At 72.9% G+C, this 21,844-nt stretch carries 13 protein-coding genes, 1 tRNA gene and 2 pseudogenes; 8 read left to right on the top strand and 8 right to left on the bottom strand.

Translation table 11 applies throughout. The features are described 5' to 3' along the window. Window positions 1–3: 3 nt before the first annotated feature. The 6 genes and pseudogenes from mdlC to VE614_RS20550 all read left to right on the top strand — a co-directional run bounded on the left by mdlC (window position 4) and on the right by VE614_RS20550 (window position 7,827). Entirely contained in the window at window positions 4–1,653 is a 1,650-nt protein-coding gene (gene mdlC, locus VE614_RS20575; protein ID WP_324938927.1) for a benzoylformate decarboxylase, read from the top strand. Between the two features lie 87 nt (window positions 1,654–1,740). Then, window positions 1,741–2,832: pseudogene (locus VE614_RS20570) on the top strand (MFS transporter); the annotation flags it as partial. Between the two features lie 288 nt (window positions 2,833–3,120). After that, entirely contained in the window at window positions 3,121–3,966 is an 846-nt protein-coding gene (locus tag VE614_RS20565; protein ID WP_324939030.1) for a type 1 glutamine amidotransferase domain-containing protein, read from the top strand. A gap of 47 nt (window positions 3,967–4,013) precedes the next feature. Further along, window positions 4,014–5,693, top strand: a complete 1,680-nt coding sequence (locus tag VE614_RS20560; RefSeq protein ID WP_324938925.1) for a thiamine pyrophosphate-binding protein — start codon at window positions 4,014–4,016, stop codon at window positions 5,691–5,693. 2 nt (window positions 5,694–5,695) lie between these two features. Next, complete coding sequence (locus VE614_RS20555; RefSeq protein ID WP_324938922.1) at window positions 5,696–6,322, top strand: DJ-1/PfpI family protein; 627 nt, start codon at window positions 5,696–5,698, stop codon at window positions 6,320–6,322. A gap of 5 nt (window positions 6,323–6,327) precedes the next feature. Further along, window positions 6,328–7,827, top strand: coding sequence for a maltokinase N-terminal cap-like domain-containing protein (locus VE614_RS20550; protein WP_324938919.1), 1,500 nt, complete (start codon window positions 6,328–6,330; stop codon window positions 7,825–7,827). Between the two features lie 56 nt (window positions 7,828–7,883). Here VE614_RS20550 and VE614_RS20545 read toward each other — a convergent pair whose 3' ends face one another. The 4 genes from VE614_RS20545 to VE614_RS20530 all read right to left on the bottom strand — a co-directional run bounded on the left by VE614_RS20545 (window position 7,884) and on the right by VE614_RS20530 (window position 13,607). Further along, entirely contained in the window at window positions 7,884–9,203 is a 1,320-nt protein-coding gene (locus VE614_RS20545; RefSeq protein WP_324938916.1) for a helix-turn-helix domain-containing protein, read from the bottom strand. Between the two features lie 500 nt (window positions 9,204–9,703). Further along, window positions 9,704–11,761, bottom strand: a complete 2,058-nt coding sequence (locus tag VE614_RS20540) for a dipeptide ABC transporter ATP-binding protein (RefSeq protein WP_414719618.1) — start codon at window positions 11,759–11,761, stop codon at window positions 9,704–9,706. After that, complete coding sequence (locus VE614_RS20535) at window positions 11,758–12,627, bottom strand: ABC transporter permease (protein WP_324938913.1); 870 nt, start codon at window positions 12,625–12,627, stop codon at window positions 11,758–11,760. Before VE614_RS20535 ends, VE614_RS20540 begins: the two co-directional genes overlap by 4 nt. Next, window positions 12,624–13,607 (bottom strand): ABC transporter permease, encoded by a 984-nt coding sequence (locus tag VE614_RS20530; protein WP_324938911.1) that lies wholly within the window; start codon window positions 13,605–13,607, stop codon window positions 12,624–12,626. Before VE614_RS20530 ends, VE614_RS20535 begins: the two co-directional genes overlap by 4 nt. Window positions 13,608–13,743: 136 nt before the next feature. Here VE614_RS20530 and VE614_RS20525 point away from each other — a divergent pair, with 136 nt between their 5' ends. Beyond that, entirely contained in the window at window positions 13,744–15,459 is a 1,716-nt protein-coding gene (locus tag VE614_RS20525) for an ABC transporter family substrate-binding protein (RefSeq protein WP_324938908.1), read from the top strand. Here the strand turns inward: VE614_RS20525 and VE614_RS20520 are convergent. The 4 genes from VE614_RS20520 to VE614_RS20505 form a co-directional block, all read right to left on the bottom strand. After that, a complete protein-coding gene (locus VE614_RS20520; protein WP_422664567.1) occupies window positions 15,402–16,637 on the bottom strand; it encodes an IS701 family transposase in 1,236 nt (411 codons plus the stop codon). The two genes, VE614_RS20525 and VE614_RS20520, sit on opposite strands and share 58 nt — an antisense overlap. A gap of 57 nt (window positions 16,638–16,694) precedes the next feature. Continuing rightward, window positions 16,695–18,842: an AGE family epimerase/isomerase gene (locus VE614_RS20515; RefSeq protein ID WP_324938903.1), complete on the bottom strand. Its 2,148-nt coding sequence runs from the start codon at window positions 18,840–18,842 to the stop codon at window positions 16,695–16,697. Window position 18,843: 1 nt separating this feature from the next. After that, complete coding sequence (glgX, locus tag VE614_RS20510; protein ID WP_324938900.1) at window positions 18,844–20,979, bottom strand: glycogen debranching protein GlgX; 2,136 nt, start codon at window positions 20,977–20,979, stop codon at window positions 18,844–18,846. Window positions 20,980–21,404: 425 nt separating this feature from the next. Then, a tRNA-Leu gene (locus VE614_RS20505) sits at window positions 21,405–21,492 on the bottom strand. A gap of 85 nt (window positions 21,493–21,577) precedes the next feature. Between VE614_RS20505 and VE614_RS20500 the strand changes: the two are divergent. After that, window positions 21,578–21,844, top strand: a pseudogene (locus VE614_RS20500) (hypothetical protein); the annotation flags it as partial.

The following is a 21,844-nucleotide window of genomic DNA, read 5'->3' as shown; positions in this document are numbered from 1 at the left end:
ACCATGACCGAAGAGGCGAGCACCCCGACCGTGCGGGACGCCACGCTCGACGTACTGCGCCGGCTGGGCATGACGACCGTCTTCAGCAACCCCAGCCACACCGAGATGAAGCTGTTCGAGTACTGGCCCGAGGACGAGTTCCGGTTCGTCATGGGACTCCAGGAGGCCGCCGTCGTCGGCATGGCCGACGGCTACGCCCAGGCCACCGGCGAGCCCGCGCTGGTCCTCATCAACGGCGGCCCCGGCCTCGGTAACGCCATGGGCAGCGTCTACACCGCCGCCGCGGCCAAGACCCCGATGGTCATCCTCGGCGGCCAGCAGGCCCGCAAGATGCTGCTCGGCGACCCGTTCCTGGTCGCCAAGGACGCCACCCAGCTGCCCAAGCCGTACATCAAGTGGGCCGGCGAGCCCGGCCGGCCGCAGGACGTGCCGGCGCTGATCGCCCAGGCCTACCAGATCGCCAAGCAGGCCCCGCAGGGCCCGGTCTTCGTGGCCGTGCCCGAGGACGACTGGGTCCGCCCCGCCGACCCGGAGCCGGTGCGCATACCCGAGGTGCGCACCGCCGTCGTGCCGGACCCGCGGGCGCTCCAGCGGATCGCCGAGGCGCTGAACGGCGCCGAGCGGCCCGGCATCGTCGCGGGCGGCCCGGTCGACGCGCAGGGCGCCCGCGGCGACCTGATCGCGCTGGCCGAGAAGCTGAACGCGCGGGTGTGGGGCGCGCCGGTGTGGGCGCGCGGCGCCTTCCCGGAGAACCACCCGCTGTTCGCCGGGGTGCTGCCGCCCATCCCCGAGCTGATCAACGAGCGGCTCGGCGCCCAGCACGACGTGGTCGTCGTCCTCGGCGGTCCGGCGTTCACTCTGTTCACCGCGTGGGACCTGTTCTCCACCGCGCCGGCCGACCTGGACAGGACGCCGCGGCCGACGCTCACCTCCGACGTGCGGTTCCTGCACGTCACCGACAGCCCGCAGGACGCCGCCGCCACCCTGGCGAACGAGAGCTTCGTGGCGCCGCCCGGCGCGGTCGTCAAGGGTCTGGTGCCGCTGGTCGAGCAGCGCGAGCGGGTGGCGCCGGCGCCGGTGCGCGAGCCGGTTCCGGTGCCGGAGCCGTCGACCCCGCTCACCCAGGCGTACCTGTTCCAGGTGCTGTCCGAGGTGCTGCCGGCGGACGCGGCGCTGTTCGAGGAACTGCCCATCGCCCGGGCCGACTTCCACGAGCAGATCCCGCTCGGCGCGGACAACGGCTACTTCGCCACCGCCAGCGGCGCCCTCGGCTTCCCGTTCGCGGGCGCCGTCGGCTACGCGCTGGCCCGCCCGGACCGCCGCGCGGTCGTGGTGGTCGGCGAGGGCTCCGCGCAGTACACGCTGCACGCCCTGTGGACCGCCGCCCAGCACAACCTGCCGGTCACGTTCGTCATCCCCGACAACTCCGGCTACCTGTCCCTGAAGTACTACCTCCAGGACCAGAAGGCCTGGCAGAAGGGCTGGGACCTGAGCGGGGTCGACATGGCCCAGCTGGCCCGCGGCTTCGGGGTGCGCGGCGAGCGCGTCGAGAGCCCCGACGGCCTGCGCGAGACGCTGCGCAGCGCCCTCACGGCCGACGGCCCCGTCCTCGTGGACGTCGTCGTCGCCGACCCGGGCCTGTTCCGTCTCTGACCGCCCCGTCGCGCCACCGGACGCCCCCCGCCGAGCGGGGGGCGTCCTTTCGTCTCCCCGACTCTCCCCTGCGAGGGGTCATTCGCCATGCTCCGAACCCAGCCGTCCGACGCCCGCCCGCCCCACGCACCGCCGGCCCGAAGTCCGGCTCCCGGCGCGGGCGGCACCGACCGATGTCCCGGGAGCCTGCGCTGGGCGGCGGCGGTCGCCAACGCGGACTGGCATGTCACCGCGCCGCTGCTGGTGTCGCTCGCCGCGGCCCTCGGCACCGGCGTCCACACCGTGACGGCGGCCCTCGGCGCTTACGCGCTCGGACACGGGCTCGCGCTGCCGCTGTGGGGGCGCGCGGCCGACCGCCACGGCCCCGGCCGCGTCCTGCGCGCCGGCCTCGCCCTGGCCGCGCTCGGCTCCGCGGGCTGCGCGCTGTGCACCTCCGGCTCCGGCTGGCTCGTCCTGCGCGCGGCCACGGGCGCGGCGTTCGCCGCGGTGACCCCGGCCGTGGCGCTGTACTGCCACGAGACCGGCGACACCGCGCACGCCAGACAACGCGGGTTCGCCGACGTCCTCGCCGTCTCCGCGGCTGCAGCCGTCGTGGCCCCCCTCTACGCGGCCCTGCTCGCCCACGCCACCTCCTGGCGCCTGGTCTTCCTCACCCTCGCCCTCCTCACCGCGGCGGCCGCCACCCGCACCACCACCCTGCCTCCCACCACGCCCCCACCGGGCCGCCCGTCCCCGCCCGCCGCTCCCCGCCCGTCCCTCCCCGCCAGCCCCGTCCTCGTGCTCCTGCTCCTCGGCGCCGCCGAGGGCGCCGTGCTGCTCGCGCTGCCCGCGCTGCTGGTGCCCGCGCTCACCGCGCACGGCGGGGGAGACGGGGCCGGGGGGACGGCGGTCGCCGTGGCGTACGGGGCCGCCGTGCTGGGCGGCGGGACGCTGCTGCGCCGGAACGGGACCCGGTGGTCCCCGGCCCGGCTGGTCACCGTGGGCGGGCTGCTCGGGATGGCCGCGGCGCTCGCGGGTGCCGCGTGGATCACCCCGGCCGCGTTCACCGGCGTCGCGGTGCTCCTCGGCCTGTCCTGGACGCTGCTGCACACCACCCTGCAGACCTGGCTGCCCCGGCTGCTCCCGGCGCACCGGCGGGCCACCGCCGCCTCGCTGCCGGCCACCTCCGGCGTGCTGGCCGGCGGCCTGGCCGTGGAGCTGGCGGCCCCGCAGCTGCGGGCGGGCCGCGCGGTGGGGGTGTTTCTCGTCGCGGCCGTGCTCTGCGCCCTGCTGACGGGCGCGGGCGCCGCACTGGCCCGCGGCTGGCCGACGCGCCACATCCTGCCGCGAGTTGCCGTAGTGCCGTCTGCCACTTCGCTATGTGCGCCGTCGGCGGGGGAGGGGCCTGGTACCGGCCAAACCCGGAAAACTAGACATGGGTTCGTCAGTTCGCGTGTCCGAATCGACCGCCGAACGAGAGGAACCCCCATGAGCAGGCGCATCCTCGTCGTCCTGTCCGAGTACGGGTACTGGGGCGAGGAACTGATCGGCCCCCTGGAGACCTTCGACAAGGCGGGCTATCACGTCACCTTCGCCACCCCGACCGGCAAGCGGCCCGTGGCGCTGCCCCCGAGCATGGACCCCGACTACATCGACCCCCCGCTCGGGCGTTCCGTCACGACGCCCGAGATGGCGGCCAAGGTGAAGGCGGTCGAGGCCTCGGACCGCCTGGACCACCCGCTGGACCTGTCGTCCTGGCTGCCCGACCGGCCGTACCGCTCCAAGCCGTACTTCCTGCGCGACTGGGAGGCGTACAACACCCGCCTCGAGAAGGTCCAGGAGCAGATCGCCGACCGCTACGACGCGCTGCTGATCGTCGGCGGCAGCGGCCCCATCGTCGACCTCGCCAACAACTGGCGGGTGCACGACCTGATCCTCGCCTTCTACGCCCTGGACCGGCCGATCGCCGCGGAGTGCTACGGCGTCACCTGCCTGGCCTTCGCCCGCGACCAGGAGGACCGGCAGAGCATCCTGCGCGGCAAGCACGTCACCGGGCACTGCATCGAGTACGACTACCTGGACGGCACCGGCTTCGTCGGCACCGACTTCAACATGGGCCCGCCGCCGTACCCGCTGGAGTACATCCTGCGCGACGCCACCGCACCCGGCGGCGCGTACCACGGCAACTTCGGCAGGACCACCTCGGTGATCGTCGACTACCCGTTCATCACCGGCCGGTCCACCCCCGACTCCTATCTGACCGGCCAGAAGACGGTCGAGGTCCTGGAGAACGGCCTGCGGCAGTGGGGCTTCAAGGCGCAGCCGAAGGACTGACCGCGCCGCCGCGCGCACACCGACCGGACGACGAGAGGCGTGAGGACATGGACAGCAGGCCGGCCCGGGCAGCGTTCCTGGAGCAGTTGGCGGCCGACGGCGTCACCCATATGTTCGGCAACCCCGGCACGGTGGAGCAGGGCTTCCTGGACGAACTGCGCCACTTCCCGGGCATCGAGTACGTGCTGACCCTCCAGGAGTCCGTGGCCGTCGGCATGGCGGACGGCTACGCGCGGGCCACCCGCCGTCCGGCCGTCGTCCAGCTGCACTCCGGGGTCGGCCTGGGCAACGGCATCGGCATGCTCTACCAGGCCATGCGCGGCCACGCCCCGCTCGTCGTGGTGGCCGGCGAGGCCGGGCTGCGCTACGAGGCGATGGAAGCGCAGATGTACGCCGACCTCGTCGGCATGGCGAAACCGGTCACCAAGTGGGCCACCCGCGTGGTCGACCCCGGCTCCACGCTCCGGGTGCTGCGCCGCGCCTTCAAGGTGGCCGGCACCCCGCCGTACGGGCCGGTGCTGGTGGTGCTCCCCGCCGATGTGCTCGACCGGCCCACCAGCGAGGAGGCGGTGCCGGTGTCGTACCCCGGCACCGCCTCCGCTCCAGACCCGGCGGCCCTGGAGCGGGCCGCGGGGCTGCTGGCCGGCGCCCGGCGGCCGATCGTGATCGCCGGGGACGGCGTCCACTTCTCGGGCGCCCAGCCGGAGCTGGCCCGGCTGGCCGAGATCTGGGGAGCCGATGTGTGGGGGGCGGACTGGGCCGAGGTCAACCTCTCCGTCGAACACCCCGCGTACGCCGGCCAGCTCGGCCACATGTTCGGCGAGAACAGCCGCAAGGTCACGGGCGCCGCGGACGCCGTGCTGCTGTGCGGCACCTATGCGCTGCCCGAGGTCTTCCCGGCCCTGGAGGGCGTGTTCGCAGAGGGCGTCCCGGTCGTCCACATCGACCTGGACACGGACGCCATCGCCAAGAACTTCCCGGTGGACGTCGGCCTGGCCGCCGACCCCAAGCGCTCCCTCGGCCTGCTCGCCGGCCTGCTCGCCGAGCGGATGGGCGAGGCCGGCCGGGAGGCGGCGGCCCGGCGGCTGCGCGAGGCGGCCGGGGCACGCGCCCGGGGCCGGGCGGCAGACGCCCGGCGCGCCAAGGAGGCGGCGGCCGCACAGGACCTGCCGCACCTCGCCTTCGCCGAGGAGCTGGCGCGGCTGCTGCCCGCGGACGCGGTGCTGTTCGACGAGGCGCTGACCGCCTCCCCGGACCTGTTCCGGCCGCTGCCGCCGACCGAGCCCGGCCACTGGCACCAGACCCGCGGCGGCTCCCTCGGCGTCGGCATCCCCGGCGCGCTGGGCGCCAAACTGGCCCACCCGGAGCGCACGGTGGTCGGCTTCACCGGCGACGGCGGCAGCATGTACACCGTGCAGGCGCTGTGGACGGCGGCCCGCCACGGCATCGGCGCCAAGTTCGTCATCTGCAACAACGGGAGCTACAAGCTCCTGGAGGACAACATCGAGCAGTACTGGCGGGAACAGGGCATCCCCGCGCACGACCATCCGGAGATCTTCGATCTCTCCCGGCCCGCCATCGACTTCGTCGCCTTGTCGGCGTCGCTCGGCGTGCCGGCGCTGCGCGTGGAGAAACCGGGCCGGGCGGCCTCGGCGGTCGCCGAGATGCTGGCCCACCCGGGCCCATTCCTGATCGACCTGGTGACCGGACGGGGGAAGGGACGGTAACCGTGCGACTGACGGGGCACAAGATCGCCGTACTGATGGAGAGCGACTTCTACGAACCAGAGATCCTTTACTACCGGCACCGCTTTCCCGAAGAGGGTGCGGAGATCCACTTCCTGTCCCGGCTGTGGGGCGAGCCCCGGCAGACCTTCACCGGCCACGAGCACCGGATGCCCTTCACGGTCACCGAGTCCTTCGAGGACGTCGACGAGTTCGCGCTGAAGGAGTTCAGCGCGGTCATCGTGCCGTCCGGCATGGTCGCCGACCGGCTCCGCTACACGGAGGACCCGCGGCGGCTGCCGCCCGCCGCGCTGTTCCTGCGCCGGGCGTTCGCCGACCCGGCCATCGTCAAGGGCGTGATCTGCCACGGCATGTGGCTGGCCGCGCCGGTCGCGGGCATGGTCCGCGACCGGCGCGCGGTGGTCCACAACAACCTGCTCGGCGATCTGCGCAACATGGGCGGGGTCTACGTCGACGAGGACGTGGTGGTCGACGACGACCTGGTCACGGCCCGCACCGGCGACCACTGCCATCTGTTCGCCCGGCGGATCATCGACCTGCTCGCCGCCCGGCCGCAGGGCTCACCGACCCTGCGCGGAAACGATTCACCCGCCGTGGCGGCGCCACGATGAGCGCCGTGACCCGCCCCGGGGCCACGGTCGACGGCGCGCGCCGCCCGGCGCGCGCCACCCCGCGCGCGGCGGAGCCGGGACACCACCGCGCCGAGACGCTGCTCCGCCCGCTGCTCCCGATCCTCACCCCCTGGCTGGCGACCCGTCGCTGGTACCAGGGCACCACCATGAGCGCCCTGCGTCCGGCCGGGGTCACGGTGATCGGCGGCGAGGGCCGGCCCGACCTCCTCGTCGCCGTCGTCGAGACCGGCTCCGGCACCGCCTACCAGCTGCTGCTCGGCGTCCGCGGCGAACTGCCCCGGCGCCTGGAGCCCGCCGCCATCGGCACGGTCCCGTACGGGCCGTGGGCCGGACAGCGGCTCTACGACGCGGTGGCCGACCCTGCCCTGATGGGCGCCCTGCTGCGGGCCCTGGCCGGCCGCCGGGCGGGGCCCCTGCGCCTGGACCCGGCCGGCCGGCACCCGCTGCCGGTGGGCCTGGTCCCGCGCCCGCTGGCCGTCGACCAGAGCAACAGCGCGGTGGTCTACGGCGACCGGCTGCTGCTGAAGCTCTACCGCCGCCCCGAACCCGGCCCGCATCCCGAGGTCGAGGCACTGCGCGCGCTCACCGGCCAGAACTGCCCGCGCACCCCCCGGCTGCACGGCTCGCTGCACCTGGACGGGCTCACCCTCGGCCTGGTCGAGGAGTACCTGCCCGGCGCCGAGGACGGCTGGCAGCGCGCGGTCGCCCACGCCCGGGACCACCTCGCCGGCTCCGCGGACCCGGACACCGGCCCGGACACCGGCCCCGCCGGCGGCTTCACGCCGGACGCCCAGGCGCTCGGCCAGGCCGTCGCCGAGACACACGGCGCGCTCGCCCGGGCCTTCCCCCGGGTGCGGCTGAGCGCCGAGGACGTCGCCGCGGACGCGGCCCGGATGAAACGCCGGCTCACCGCCGCGGTCGCGGAGGTGCCGCAGCTCGCCCGGCACCGCTCCCGGCTCGCCGCGCTCTTCGACGAGTACGGCAGGCTGGGCGCCCGGGGCTGCCCCGTCCTCGCCCAGCGCGTCCACGGCGACCTCCACCTCGGCCAGGCCCTGTACGCCGACGGCGACTGGCACCTCGTCGACTTCGAGGGGGAGCCGGCCACCCCCGCCGCCGAACGCGCCCTGCCCCAGCCGGTGCTGCGTGATGTCGCCGGCATGCTGCGCTCGTTCGACTACGCGGCCCGGGCGGCCCTGCTCTCGCCCGCCCCGGAGAACGGGCCGGCCGAGGCGGACACCGGCCCCGGCCGGCAGCTGAGCCGACTGCGCCGGGCCGGCGCCTGGGCCCTGCGCAACCGCCGTGCCTTCTGCGCCGGTTACGCCGCCGGCGGCGGCGAGGACCCGGCCTGCCGGGCCGCCCAGCTGACCGCCTTCGAGGCCGACCGGGCGGTGTACGAGGCCGTCTACGAGGCACGGCACCGGCCGCACTGGCTGCCGGTGCCGCTCGCCGCGGTGCACCGGCTGGCGGGGGGCCGGGCGCGCTGATGACAACCGACGGGGGAGGGAGACCCGGTGTGCCCGGACACCGGGCCGGACACGGCCTAGCCCCGCTGCCGGGCCAGAGACCGTGCCGGGTCGTAGGACATCGGCATACCGGTGGCCACCAGGGCCTGGTCGTAGGCCTCCAGCGCCTCCTTGGCGCGGCCGTGGCGCTTCCACACGTCACCGAGGTGGCGCCACTCGTGCGCCGTCTCGTACGACGGGGTGAAGTGCCGCAGCTGCCGGGTGGCGGCGTGCAGTGCCTGCAGGCCCTCCTCCGTCTCACCGCGCAGCAGGTGCAGTTCGGCGAGCCTGACCCGGGCGCCGACGGCTTCGACGCGCGGGCCCGAGCTGAGCAGCCCGATGGCGCGCCGGGCGTGCGCGGTGGCCTCGTCCCAGCGGCCGAGGTGGGTGTTCGCGTCGATCAGGCAGATCTCGCACCGGGCCTGTTCGACGCCGGTGCCGACCTCGGCGAGCGTCCGCCCGGCGTCCTCCAGGAGCTCCAGGGCCCGCTCCGGGTCCGGGTGGTCGGACTGAAGTTGCAGCCACGCGACGTTCGTCTTGAGTATGGCCACGTGCCGGAGGTTGTCGTCGTCGGCCATCAGCGCCAGGGCGCGCTCGGTGAGGGCCAGCGCCTCCGGCACCTGCCGCCGGGAGAGGGCGACGAGGCCCGCGTTCCAGTACACGGCGCCTCGTCCGGCCCGGCCGCCGTGCTCTTCCGCCACCGGAATGAGCCGTTGCGCCAGCAGGTGGGCGCGGGTGAGGTCACCGCGCATGAAGTAGGAGCCGATGAGGGTCGATCCCACCTGGATGTGGTCCACGGTGACGTCGAGACCGAGTTCGTCGAGGGTGGTCATGGCCCGCTCCCCGATCTCGATGCTGAGGGCGATGTCGCCCATGTTGCGGTAGCAGCGGCTGAGCGCGACCGAGACGCGGCACCACTCGTCGGAGCCGGCGGCCAGCGCCGGATCCTTCAGCAACTCCTCGAACACCGGGATCGCGGCCTCGATCCGGTCGAGTTTCTCCAGCGCGGTGGCCTGGCCGATACGAGCGCGCAGCTCCATCCTCCGGTCGAGGACCTCGGACTTGGCCAGCAGCTCGCCGAAGGACTGGAGCGCCGCCCCGTTGTCCCCGTTGCGCAGCGCCATCTCGGCGAAGGAGAGCTTCAGCCGGATGTCTTCCAGGACGTGATCGTCATGGCCGGTCCTGAGATGGTCCGGGGAGCACCCCAGTTTCCTGGCGAGGGTGGCCAGCACCGCGTCCGAGGGGACCCTTTTCCCTGATTCGATGAGGGAGATGTAGCTCGCGGAGATATCGGTGGAAGCGAGGTCCTGCTGCTTGAGGCCGAGCTTGACCCGCAGGTTTCGGATGCGTTTGCCCACCTGGATCGGAGATGCGCCTTCAACGTGATCCATATGGCTTCCCAGTGTGCGCGCATGACTTGAGATGTCATAGATCACGATACCAGCATGACTGGTCCACGCCAACGGGTTGCTGGATATGTGCGAGCCGACTGACAGAAAAGCCCCTGCTCCGCCCCGTCCGCATATGCCAGGACCGGGAAAGGGAAATTCCGATTCCGGTGCATCACCTTTTACGTGGAATAACTTGACTCGATCTGTTGCGACGCATGACCATATAAGTCAATGAGCCTTTTCGTGGGAAGGGGAAAATCGGTGACAGGTAAAACGCTGCTAATTCTCGTGGTGACCCTCTTTGTCGTCGGCGTGTTGATCGGATCGGTCTACGTCGCGGCAGGTGGAGCCGGTTCCGACCGGGAAAGCCCCGTCGTGAGCGTCCCGGGCGGGACCTGCTGCCGCGTGTAGGAACGAGCAGCCGACTTCCCGCGTGCCGGAGCAGACACTCGACGCTCGCCCGGGATTCACGCCTCCAGCGGAAAATGACAGGCGACCGACCGTTCGCCGCCCGCGGATATATCCGCCATCAGCGGAACCTCCCGCTCGCAGCGCACCCGCTGCCCGCCCTCCAGCCGTGTGAACACCGGGCAACATGTCCGGAACCGGCACCCCGCCGCGCTCTCGCCGACCGCGTGCGGGTCGCCCAGCGGCACGGAGGGCCCCGCCGGGACCGCCGCCGGATCCGGGACCGGAACGGCGGCCAGCAGAGCCCGGGTGTACGGATGACCCGGCCGCTCGAACACCTCGCGCACCCCGCCGGTCTCCACCACGCGACCGGAGTGCAGGACCGCGACCCGGTCCGCGATGTGCCGCACCGCCCCCAGATCGTGGGACACGAACAGACACGCGGGCCCGGGATCCTCCCGCAGCCTGCGCAGCAGGTCGAGAATCCCGGCCCGCACCGACACATCCAGCGCGGACACCGGCTCGTCGAGCAGCAGCAGCTCCGGCTCGACGGCCAGCGCGCGGGCGAGGGCGATCCGCTGCCGCTGCCCGCCGGAGAAACGGTGCGGGTAGGCGGCGGCGTCCTCGGGCCGCAGACCCACCAGACACAGCACCTCCGCCACCCGCGCGGCCACCCGGTCCGCCGGCCACCGCTGCACCAGCAGCGGCTCGGCGACGATGTCACCGACCGGCAGCCGCGGATCCAGGCTCGACATCGGGTCCTGCGGCACGTACTGCACCGCGGCCCGCAACCGCCGCGCCGCGCCGCGGGAGAGTGCCGAGACGTCCCGGCCCAGGAGCTCGATCCTCCCGTGCCGGGGCGCCGCCAGGGCGATCACCTCCAGCAGCGTGGTGGACTTCCCGGCCCCGGACTCACCGACCAGGGCCAGCGTCTCCCCGTACCCGATCTCCAGGTCGACGCGCTCCACCGCGCGCACCTCCCGCGCCCCGCCCCGCCGCCACCGGCCGGTCCGGGGCGCGGGGAACGACCTGGCGAGCCCGCTGACCCTGAGCACGGGCTCCCGCCCGGCCTCCCGCACCCGGGACGCCGGGCGGTGCGGTGCCGGGGGGAACAGCTCCACAGCCGTACGCCGCTCGGCCTCGCCGACACGACGACAGGCGGCCACATGGCCGTCCTCCCCGGTGAGTCCGGGCTCCGCGACCCCGCACTCCGCCTCCGCCAGCGGACAGCGCGGCGCGAACGCGCACCCGGGACCCACCTCCCCGGGCGCGGGGGGAGCGCCCGGCATCGGCGTGGGCGGCACGTCCGTGTCGATCCGGGGCACCGAGCCGATCAGACCCTTGGTGTACGGCATCCGGGGCCGCGCGAAGAGCGCGACGGCCGGACCGCTCTCCACGATCCGCCCGCCGTACATCACCGCGACCCGGTCCGCCGCCCCCGCCACCACCCCCAGGTCGTGGCTGACCAGCAGCAGCGCCGCCCCCGTCGCCCGCCGCGCGGACACCAGCGCGGCCAGCACCTGCTTCTGCACGGTGACGTCGAGGGCGCTGGTGGGCTCGTCGGCCACGATGACGTCCGGCCGGTTGGCCATCGCCATGGCGATCATCGCCCGCTGCCGGGTACCGCCCGACAGCTGGTGCGGATAGGCGTCGGCGACCCGCCCCGGCTCCGCCACCCCGGCCGCGTCCAGCAGCCCGGCCGCCGCCCGTCGCGCCGCCGCCCGGCCGGGGCGCGGGCGCTGGTGGATGCGCAGCGCCTCTCCGATCTGGTCCCCGACCCGCTGCACCGGGGTGAACGCCGTCAGCGCGTCCTGGAACACGATCGCGATCCGCCGGCCCCGCAGCCCCGCCAGCTCCCGCGCCGGCAGACCGGTCAGCTCCCTCCCCAGCAGCCGCACCGACCCGCTCATCCGCAGCCCGGGCGGGCAGAGCCCGAGCAGCCCCAGCGCGGTGAGGCTCTTGCCCGCGCCCGACTCGCCCACGAGCGCGAGCACCTCGCCCCGCCGCAGCTCCAGGTCCACACCGCGCACCAGCGGCAGCGCCGGGCGGCGCCGGTCCCCGGGCCGCTCGATCCGCAGCCCCCGGGCCGTCAGCAGCGCCTCGTCCGCGCCGGTCACGGCGCGCTCCGCACGGCCGCGGGCGCCGTCACCGGGTCGAGCGCCGTGCACAGCGCGTCGCCGATCAGATGGAACGCCAGGATCAGCAGCACCAGCAGCCCGGCCGGGACGCAGAACATCCACGGGTAGGTGGTCGGCACGTCCGACGCGTCGGCGATCAGCGTGCCCAGGGACACGTCCGGCGGCTGCGCCCCGAAGCCGAAGTACGCCAGCCCGGTCTCGCTGATCACGGCCCCGGCGACCGTCACCGTCGCGTCCGTGACCAGGAAGGACGCCAGGTGCGGCAGGATGTGCCGCCGGATCACCACCAGCGGGGCGACGCCCGTGTACCGGGCCACCACGACGAACTGACGCTCCCTCAGCGACCGGGTCATGGCCCGCACCGCCCGCGCCGTGATCATCCAGCCGAAGGCCGCGATCAGCCCGGCGTACGCGAGCCATCCGGCCGCGCGCAGCCGGGGCGCGACGGCCATGAGGACGAGGAACGCCGGCACCACCAGCATGAGGTCGACGCAGAACGTCAGCACCCGGTCGGCCCACCCCCCGAAGTAACCGGCGCACACCCCGACGGCCGCCGCGAGCACCGTCGACACGGCCGCCGCCAGCGTCCCCACCAGCAGCGACTTCTGCAGGCCCCGGGCGCTGCGGGCGAACACGTCCTGGCCGATCCGGTTGGTGCCCAGCCAGTGGCGCGCGTCGGGCGGGCTGTGCAGCGCCCGGTAGTCGACGTCGGCGTACCCCCAGCCCGCCAGCAGCGGACCGGCGTACGCGAAGAGGAACAGACCGAGCAGCAGCGCCGTACCGGCCACCGCGCCCGGCGAGCGCACCAGCCGGCGCCGTACGTCCTTCCCCCGCGCCGATCTCACGCCCGCCGCACCCTCGGATCGAGCGCCCGGTGCAGCGCGTCGCCCAGCAGTCCGGCCAGGAGCACCAGCGCGGCGGCGAACACCTCGACGGCGACGGCCGCGTGCACATCACCGGTGTGCACCGCGTCGACGAACCAGCTGCCCATGCCGTGCCAGCCGAAGACCTGCTCCGTGAACACCGCGCCCGTGAACAGGGCGAGGAACCCGAACGAGAAGACGGTGGCCAGCGGGATCAGCGAGATCCGCAGCCCGTGCCGCAGCAGCGCCCGCCCCGGGGTCAGCCCCTTCGCCAGCGCGGTGCGCAGGTGCTCCGCGCCGAGCACGTCCAGGGTCGCCGCCCGCTGGTAGCGGCTGTACAGCGCGATCGCGCCGAGCGCGACGGAGACGGTGGGGAGCGCCAAGTGGACAAGAGCATCGCGGAGTTGGGTCACCGGGCCGCCTTCGAGGCCGGGGGTCCGCTCGCCCGTGTAGCGGATCACGGTCCGGCCCGCCGCGTCGTTGACGGCGAGAGCCCCGGCCTGGAGCAGCACCCCGAGGACGAAGGGCGGCACGGCCAGCACGGCGAAGGAGAAGACGGTCAGCGCCCGGTCCGGCGGTCGCCCGCGCCGCACGGCCGCCCACACCCCGGCCAGCACCCCGAGGACGGTGCCCGCGACGGTGCCCACCAGCAGCAGCCGCGCGGTGACGCCGGCTCGCCGGCCGAACTCGGCGCTCACCGGGGTGCCGTCGAGAGTGCGGCCGAGGTCCCCGTGCAGAGCCCGCCACGACCAGCGGGCGAACCGCTCGGCGACCGGCTGCCGGTCGTCGAGCCCGAGTTCGGCCAGCCGCCGGTCGACGACGGCGGCGGGCGGACGCGGAGTGCGCTCCTCGAACCAGGCCCGCGGATCGAGGGTGGCGGAGGACAGCAGATAGCAGAGGAAGGTTGAAACAAGAAGTAACAAGAGCGCGCGTGTCAGCCGTATTGCCGACGATGTGAGCATCGGGGCGTCCGTCTTCGTCAGTGTGACAACGCGCCAATGTTAAGCTCCCCACCCACTTTTGAAGATGTGTTCGCATTTGTGGCGACGGCGCTGCGGTTCGGTGAAGATGGCTTCACATCAAAGAGGGGGCAGCGCGATGACGGGGTGGGCGGTCCGCAGCAGATTGTCCGGAGCCGTACTGACACTGGCCGTCCTGGCCGGTCTGCTGGGCGGCTGCACCGCCGCCCCGGAACGGGATGCCTCCGCCGACGGAAGGCCTCCCGAGCGGGCCGTTCCGGCGTACGGCCGCACCGACGTCAATCCCCGGCCGCCGTCGCGGCTCCGGGAAGGCGGCACCCTCACCCTCCCGCTGTACCGCTGGCCGGCCCAGTTCAACGTCCATCATCTCGACGGCGCCACCGACGAGATGTCGACGATCTCCGGCATGCTCGAACCCCGCCTGTTCGCCCGGGACGCCAAGGGCGTGCCCCACCCCGTGCCCGACTACCTGCGCTCCGCCGCCGTCACCGCCACCTCCCCGCGCACCGTCGTCACCTACCGGCTCAATCCCGAGGCCCGCTGGTCCGACGGAACACCGCTCGGCTGGCGGGACTTCGCCGCCCAGTGGCGGGCGCTCGGCCGCGGCGACGACCGCTACCGGATCGCCGATCCCAGCGGCTACGAGGACATCGCCTCGGTGCGCCGGGGCGCCGGCGACCACGAGGTGCGGGTGACCTTCGAGGAGCCGTTCGCCGACTGGCAGCGGCTGTTCACCCCGCTGTACCCGGCCGCCGCGTTCGCCACGCCCGACCGGTTCAACGAGGGCTGGCAGGACGGCGCGCCGGTCACCGCGGGACCCTTCCGGCTCGGCGAACGCGACGTCACCGCGCGGACACTGACCCTGGTGCCCGACCCCGGCTGGTGGGGGACCCGGCCCCGTCTCGACCGCGTCGTCTTCCGCACCCTCGACCCCACCGCCGCCGTCCAGGCCTTCCTGAACCAGGAGATCGACGCGGTCAACGCCGCCGCGGCCGATGTGTACGACCGGCTCCGCGACGCCCGCGACACCGACATCCGCACCGGCTCCGCCTGGGACCAGATCCAGGTCGTCCTCAACGGCGCGGCCGGCCCCCTGCGCGACCCCGAGGTCCGCCGGGCCGTACTGCGGGCCATCGACCGGCAGGCCCTCGCGGACGTCGCGGGCGAGGGCCTGCCGGTCGGCGTGCCCCTGCTCGGCAACCACTTCTTCATGACCAACCAGCCGGGATACGCCGACCACTCCGCCGGGTCCACCCACGACCCGGAGGAGGCCGCACGCATCCTCGACCGCCGGGGCTGGCGCCGGGACGGCGCGGACGGGGTGCGCAGCAAGGACGGACGGCCGCTGACCCTGCGCTTCGTCGTCAGTCAGTCCACCAACCGGCTCGGCCTCGATCTCTCGCAGCTGATCCAGCAGATGCTGCGCCAGGCCGGATTCGACGTGCGGATCGAGAAGGTCCCGGCCGACGACTACGGCCCCCAGTATCTGAACCGGGGCAACTTCGACCTGGTGATCTGCCGGTACACCGGCCTGACCTACCCGAGCGATCTGCACGCCTTCTACCGGCCGACCGACGGCGAGCAGGTCTACGCCAACTTCGGCAGGATCTCCGATCCCCGCCTCGACGGCCTGCTGCGCGAGGCCGGCCGCACCCTGGACGCGGGGCGCCGGACCCGGCTCTACAGCCAGGCCGACGCCCTGATCTGGGAACTCGCCCACGACGTCCTGCTCTACCAGCGCCCCCAGGTGCTCGCCGTCCGCGAGGGCCTCGCCAACTACGGCGTCCCCGGCCTCGGCGACATCGACTTCGGCGCCGTCGGCTGGGAACGGTAGGGCGAGCACAGGGCGTCGAAGCCCAGCGCCACCGAGGCGAGGGTGACGTGATGGTGCCAGCCGCGGAACGACCGGCCCTCGAAGTCCGCCAGCCCGAAGTCCCGCTGCATCCGGCTCAGACTGTGCCCGGAGAGCGCCCGCAACTGGGCGAGCGGCAGCACGTCCGTCAGATTGCGGGCCGGCAGATTGGTCAGCCAGTAGGCGCGCGGGGCGGGCCGGCCGTACGGCCAGTCGGTGACCAGATGCCGGGGCCGCTGCGCCGGGCGGGACTCGGCCGGGCGCCCCGCCGCACCGGCCGGCTGGGCCTCGGACTGCAGCAGCGCCGGCATGGACAGCACCTGCGACTGCCGCATCCGCGCCGTCGCCCGGTCCTGCCAGGCGATCGGCGTGCGCCCCCGGTGCTGCGCGGCGTGCACGGCCAGCTCCAGCAGGGTGCCGCTGCCCTGCGGGGACCCGGCGCACGGCCGCGGCAGGGTCACCGCGACCGTGGGCGAGACCTCGACCAGATACGCCAGCCCGCGCGCCTCCAGGCCGCGCAGCAGCGGCGCCACATCACCCTCACCGCGCCAGTCGGCCAGCACCGGCAGCGGCTCCAGGCACCACTCCTCCAGCATCTCGTCGACCGCTTCGAGGACGTACCGCCAGCGTGGGCGGCTGCGCTCCCCGTCCGGCAGATGCGCCTGGCGGCGCAAGTCCTCGTCGCGGTCCCAGCGCTGCGGCAGCAGCAGCCGCCAGCTCACCGGGACCCCGCCGTGCCGTCCCACCAGGGAGGTGGCCAGCGCCAGCTGGCAGTTGACGGTGCGCTCCAGCGACGGCGCGTACTGCCGCGCCACCCCGACCGAGCGGTCGCCGTTCTTGGCGAAGACGACCTCGTCGACGCACCAGGCCTCGGTGGCGAAGGCCTGGTCCAGCTGCCCGGCGAGCCGCCGCCGCACCGGGCCGCACGGCCACGGGCTCTGGTTGACGAACTGCTGGATCTGCTGGACCGCCCGGCGCCCCAGGACCTGCTCGGAGATCCGGGCCGGGGTCTTGCGGCCCGGCACGTCCAGCAGCCCCCGGACGTACACCTCACCCCAGCGTCGCTGGTCGGAGCGGGCCAGGGTGCCGAAGAGGTCCTGGCAGTAGGCGGCGAAGTCCACCGGCGCGGCCGGGGTCCCGGCCGCCGGCGGCCCGGGCACGGACTGATCCGCTCCGGTGGTGCGGTACAGGGGAGGCAGGGTGGTGGTCACGGCGTCTCAGTCCTCCTCGCCTTCCAGGACGAAGGCGTCGGTGGCCAGCAGGGCTTCGCGGACCTCGGGCGGCACGGACCCGACGACGACGAAGTCGACGTCCAGACCCGCCTTGGTGCGCTGCACGAGGAGTTCGTTGACGGCGGGCCGGCACATTTCGGTGATCTCGCCGAGGTGGAACTCCACCCGCCGCGGACCGGCGGCCATGACCTCGCCGAGCACCCGGCGGAACTTCTCCAGCTCGGTGCCGTCCACCGCGCCGGCGCACCGCACGTGCGCGGTGCCGCCGTCGAACTCGCCGCGGATCCGCAGCCGCATCTGCACCGGCTCCAGCTCCACCCGCACCCGCAGCGGCCCGTCGCTCTCCGGGAGCCTGACGGTCAGCTCCTTGGCGTCGAAGTGGTGGTGCGGGCGGCCCTCGACCCACACCCGGGTCAGCTCCACCGAGCCGGGCGGCAGCAGATCCGGCGCCACCCGCAGCTCCCGGTTCGGCAGATCCCCGGGCCGCGGCCGGAAGTGCAGGGTGAGCGGCTCGTGGCTGATCAGCAGACCGGTGTAGGCGGCGGCCAGGTAGCACAGTTCCAGCGCGTGGTAGCCGGCCATGGAGTGCGAGCCCTTGAACCGCTCGGTGCCCACCAGGTACGGGACGCCGTCGGCCAGCACGTTGAAGTAGACGCCGCCGTCCTGGTGGTCGAGGAAGAAGGCGTTGTAGTACGCCGCCGCCTCCCGCGCCAGCCGCAGCGACTCGGGGTCGCCGCAGGTGCCCGCCAGGATCAGATACGCGAGGATCGCCTGCTCCTGCTGCCACCAGGCCTTGCGGTCGTGCCAGACCAGCCGGTGGATGCCGCTGTCCGGGTCGGGCCGCCGCTCCACCACGTCGTACCAGCCGCCGCGCTGCTGGTCGCTGCCGACCGGCGGCATGATCTCGCCGATGCGGCGGGCCAGCTCGCCGTACTCCGGCTTGTCGTGCAGCGCCCGGATCCGGGTCAGGTTCCAGGCGATCTTCAGGTTGTGGCCGACCACGGCGCGGTCCTGCTGCCAGCCCCAGGTGCGGTCCGGCGTCCAGTCCTCGTGGAAGCGCTCCTGGACGAACGGGCTGTCCGGCTCGTCCGGGAACCTCGCCACGATGGTGTCCGCGGTCTCCTCCAGGAGCGCGGCGAAGTCCTCACGTCCGGTGGCCAGATAGGCGTTGATCAGATAGGCGGGGGCGTGGTCGCCGATGGAGTTCCAGTTCTTGCGCGAGCGGTTGCGGCCGAGCGCGTCGTCGCACGGGCTGAGGTTGATCGGGTCGATGTGCGAGAAGAAGCCCCCGCGCTCCTCATCGCGGAAGTACCGCTGGAAGAGGGCGACCGTGCGGTCGATGTCCTCCAGGATCCGCGGATCTCCGGTGACGCGGTACGTCTGGGTGGGGCCGGCCAGCGCGTAGATCTGCTCGTACATCGGGATGGCGTCGAAGTCGTCACCGAACTCCGAGGCGAAGACCTTGCGCCGCCCGGTCGGGGTGATGTCCATCCCGTGGTACCAGTAGACGATCCCGTCCTGCTTGTCGTCCACGCGCATGTACTGCCGCAGGTACTCGGTGCCGCTCTCGGCCGCGTCCAGGAACCGGTCCTCGCCGGTCAGCAGATACGCCGTGGACAGGCCGTAGACCAGCCGGGAGATGGTGTCGGTCTCCTGGCGCACGTTGTCCCCGGCGTGCTCCGGCAGATGGGCGCCGTCCAGGGTGAGGTGGGTGCGGTAGTTGCGCCAGTCGTACTTGCCGTCGGGGAACTGCCCGCGCAGATAGAAGTCGGCGATCGCGGCGGCCTGCTGCACCCACCACTTCGGGTGCTCGAAGACGTACTGGCCCCGGCTCTCCTCGGGGAAGGTGATCTCCTTCGCCTCGAACCGGTTGCCGCCCGGCCACTCGTAGAAGATCCCGTAGGCGAACAGGAACCGCCCGGAGCCCAGCATGTCCCGGGTCTGCCCGGTGGTGTCACGGTAGGGGTCCCCGAGATTGCGTACGACCCGGGAGACGACGTTGCGGGCGAGGTGCACGGTGTACTCGCGGCCGTCGGAGGTGCGCAGCCCGAAACGGTGCTCGGTGGGGCTGAAATAGGTGACGTAGCCGGCGAGGGTGTCGGAGTAGATACGACGGTCGGCGTCAGTACTCATCTCACGTGCCCTTCTCGTCGGGTAAGGCCACGAGCAGCACGACACTGCGGCCGTGGGCGTGGAAGACGGGGCCGTCGACGGCCTCCTCGTCGCCCGGGGCGAGCAGGTCGTGCGGCCCGGGGCAGGCCGTGTCCAGAACCCGGTACCAGCGGCGGCCGTCGACGGCCGGCAGCTCGAAGTCCAGGCCCAGGTGGTACATGTTGAGGATCAGATGCAGGTCCGGGTCGCCGTCGAAGCCGCCGAAGGTCGCGGCGAGGACCCGGGCGTCGGAGTGGTCCCAGCCGGGGCATTCCAGCCGGGTGCCGTGCCAGGTGACGTCCGGCAGGCCCCGCTCGTTCGGGCGGCCGGTGAAGAAGCGCGGCTCGCGGAAGGTACGGAACCGTTTGCGCAGGCCGATCACGTGTTCCGTGAAGGAACGTATCTCCGTCTCCTTCTCGGCCTGGTCCCAGTCCAGCCAGGAGGTCTCGTTGTCCTGGCAGTAGGCGTTGTTGTTGCCGTGCTGGGTGTTGCGGAACTCGTCACCGGCGAGCAGCATCGGCACACCCCGGCTGAGCATCAGGATCGAGAGGAAGTTCTTGATCTGCCGCACCCGCAGCCGCTCGATCTCCTCGGAGTCCGTCGGCCCCTCGACCCCGCAGTTCCAGCTGAAGTTCTCGTGCGCCCCGTCCGCGTCGGCCTCGCCGTTGGTGTGGTTGTGCTTGTGGTCGTAACTGACCAGGTCGTTGAGGGTGAACCCGTCGTGGCAGGTCACGAAGTTGATGCTGTTGGTGGGCAGCACCTGCTGCGGGAAGAACAGGTCGGCCGAGCCGCCGAGCCGGGAGGCGATCTCCCCGACCAGCCCCGCGTCCCCGCGCACGAAGCGCCGTACGTCGTCCCGGAAGGGCCCGTTCCACTGCGCCCAGCGCTTCCCCGGGAACCGGCCCACCTGGTAGAGGCCGCCGCCGTCCCACGGCTCCGCGATGATCTTCGTCTCGGCGAGCACCTGGGACAGCTCGATCGCCCACAGCGACGGCGGCACCGCCATCTCGTAGCCCATCGGCCCCCGGGACATCTCCGAGGCGAGGTCGAACCGGAACCCGTCCACATGGTGCTCGGTGACCCAGTACTCCAGGCACTCCAGGATGAACTTCGTGACCATCGGGTGATTGGCGTTGACCGCGTTGCCGCACCCGGTGAAGTCCATGTACCGGCTGCGGTCCTGCGGCCACAGGTGGTAGTACGCCTCGTTCGCCGCGCCCCGGAAGCTGATCGTCGGGCCGTACTCGTTGCCCTCGCTGGTGTGGTTGAAGACCACGTCCAGGATGACCTCGATACCGGCCTTGTGCAGCGCCTTGACCATGTCGCGGAACTCGGTGATGTGCGCGGCCAGGTGGGGCGCCGAGCAGTAGCCGGTGTGCGGGGCGAAGAAGCCGTACGGGTCGTAGCCCCAGTAGTTGCGCAACGGGGTCCCGTCGGGGCCGTTGCGCAGGATCTGGGTGTCGTCGAAGTCGAAGACCGGCAGCAGCTCCACCGCGGTGATGCCGAGCCGCTTCAGCTCGGGGATCTTCTCCACCACCGCCGAGAAGGTGCCGGGGTGCGCGGTACGTGAGGTGGGGGAGGCGGTCAGGCCCTTCACATGCATCTCGTAGATGACCGTGTCGGCCATCGGGATGCGCAGCGGCCGGTCGCCCTCCCAGTCGTAGTCGCCGAGATCGACGACCAGGCTGCGCATGGAGTGCTCGACGTTGTCCGCGGTGCCGAGGGCCTGGCTGCGGTCCCAGCGGGTGTTGATGTTGGCCCGGGCGTACGGGTCGAGCAGCACCTTGCGGTGGTTGAACCGGGTCCCGGAGTGCGGGGTGTTGCGGGGCCCGTCGATCCGGTACGCGTACACCTGCCCCGGTCCGAGGCCGGCCACATGGCAGTGCCAGAAGTGGAAACTGCGGTGCCGCTCCGGGTGCAGCCGGATCACCCGGGACGGCTGGGGCGCGTCACAGCGGTCGAACAGCAGCAGATCGACGCGGGTCGCATGCTCCGAGAAGATCGAGAAGTTCACGCCGTCGCCGTCGACGGTGGCGCCCAGCGGCTGCGGGTGCCCCGGCGTGACTCTCGACACGGTCTGCGGCCGGTGCTCCGCCGTCAGGCTTCCCTGGGTCGTCACAGAGCTTCACCTCTTGTCACCTGGGTTGTCGAGCAGCAGTCAAGTCCCGAACCGGACAGCCCCCGTCGCCCGTCCGGCCTGCCGTTCCACGGCGGCCGACTGTGCCGGAATTAGTCAACAAGGTCTGTAAGGTCCAGTCAAGTGACTTGTAAAACCGGAGGGAAGCGCTGTGCGCGGCCCGTTCGGGAGGGGAGCGGGGGAACAGGTGTTTCCCGGCGCGCGTGGGGCGCGCGGAAAACTTGCGGAACCTCGCGCAGGGGCGGCCGACGGCGGGACTTTCGGCCGTACGCCCGCCAGGAAGGTGCGGGAAGCGTCAGATGGGGCCGGGGAGGGTCAGGTGAACGCTGATTCCCCATGCGGCCTGCGGGAGTGAAGTGGCCCGGAAAAGGCGGAACCCCGGTCGCCGCGGCGACCGGGGTTCCGGCTGGTGTCCGAGGGGGGACTTGAACCCCCACGCCCGATAAAGGGCACTAGCACCTCAAGCTAGCGCGTCTGCCATTCCGCCACCCGGACAGGTGAGCCGCTCTCGCGAGCGCCGGAGCCAGCATAACCGAGCCTCGGCCAGGGTCTGCAGACCCCCGGTGGCACGATCGTCGGCATGTCCGAGACCTCTCCCGCCCCCCTCGCCCGAGCCCAGGACGAGGTCGCGGAGCTGCTGTCCGACCTCATCCGCATCGACACGACCAACACCGGGGACACCGCCACCGGCAAGGGCGAGCGGACGGCGGCGGAGTGGGTCGCCGACAAGCTCGACGAGGTCGGCATCCCGTCGGTCATCCACGAGTCGGAGCACGGGAGGGCCAGCCTCGTCGCCCGCATCGAGGGCCAGGACAGCAGCCGCCCGGGACTGCTGATCCACGGCCAC

The sequence above is a fragment of the Streptomyces sp. genome (genome assembly GCF_035645055.1).
In the GTDB taxonomy this organism is placed as follows: Bacteria; Actinomycetota; Actinomycetes; order Streptomycetales; family Streptomycetaceae; genus Streptomyces.
Note: the sequence above shows the minus strand (reverse complement) of the source record. Positions and strands in the feature narration are given on the sequence as shown.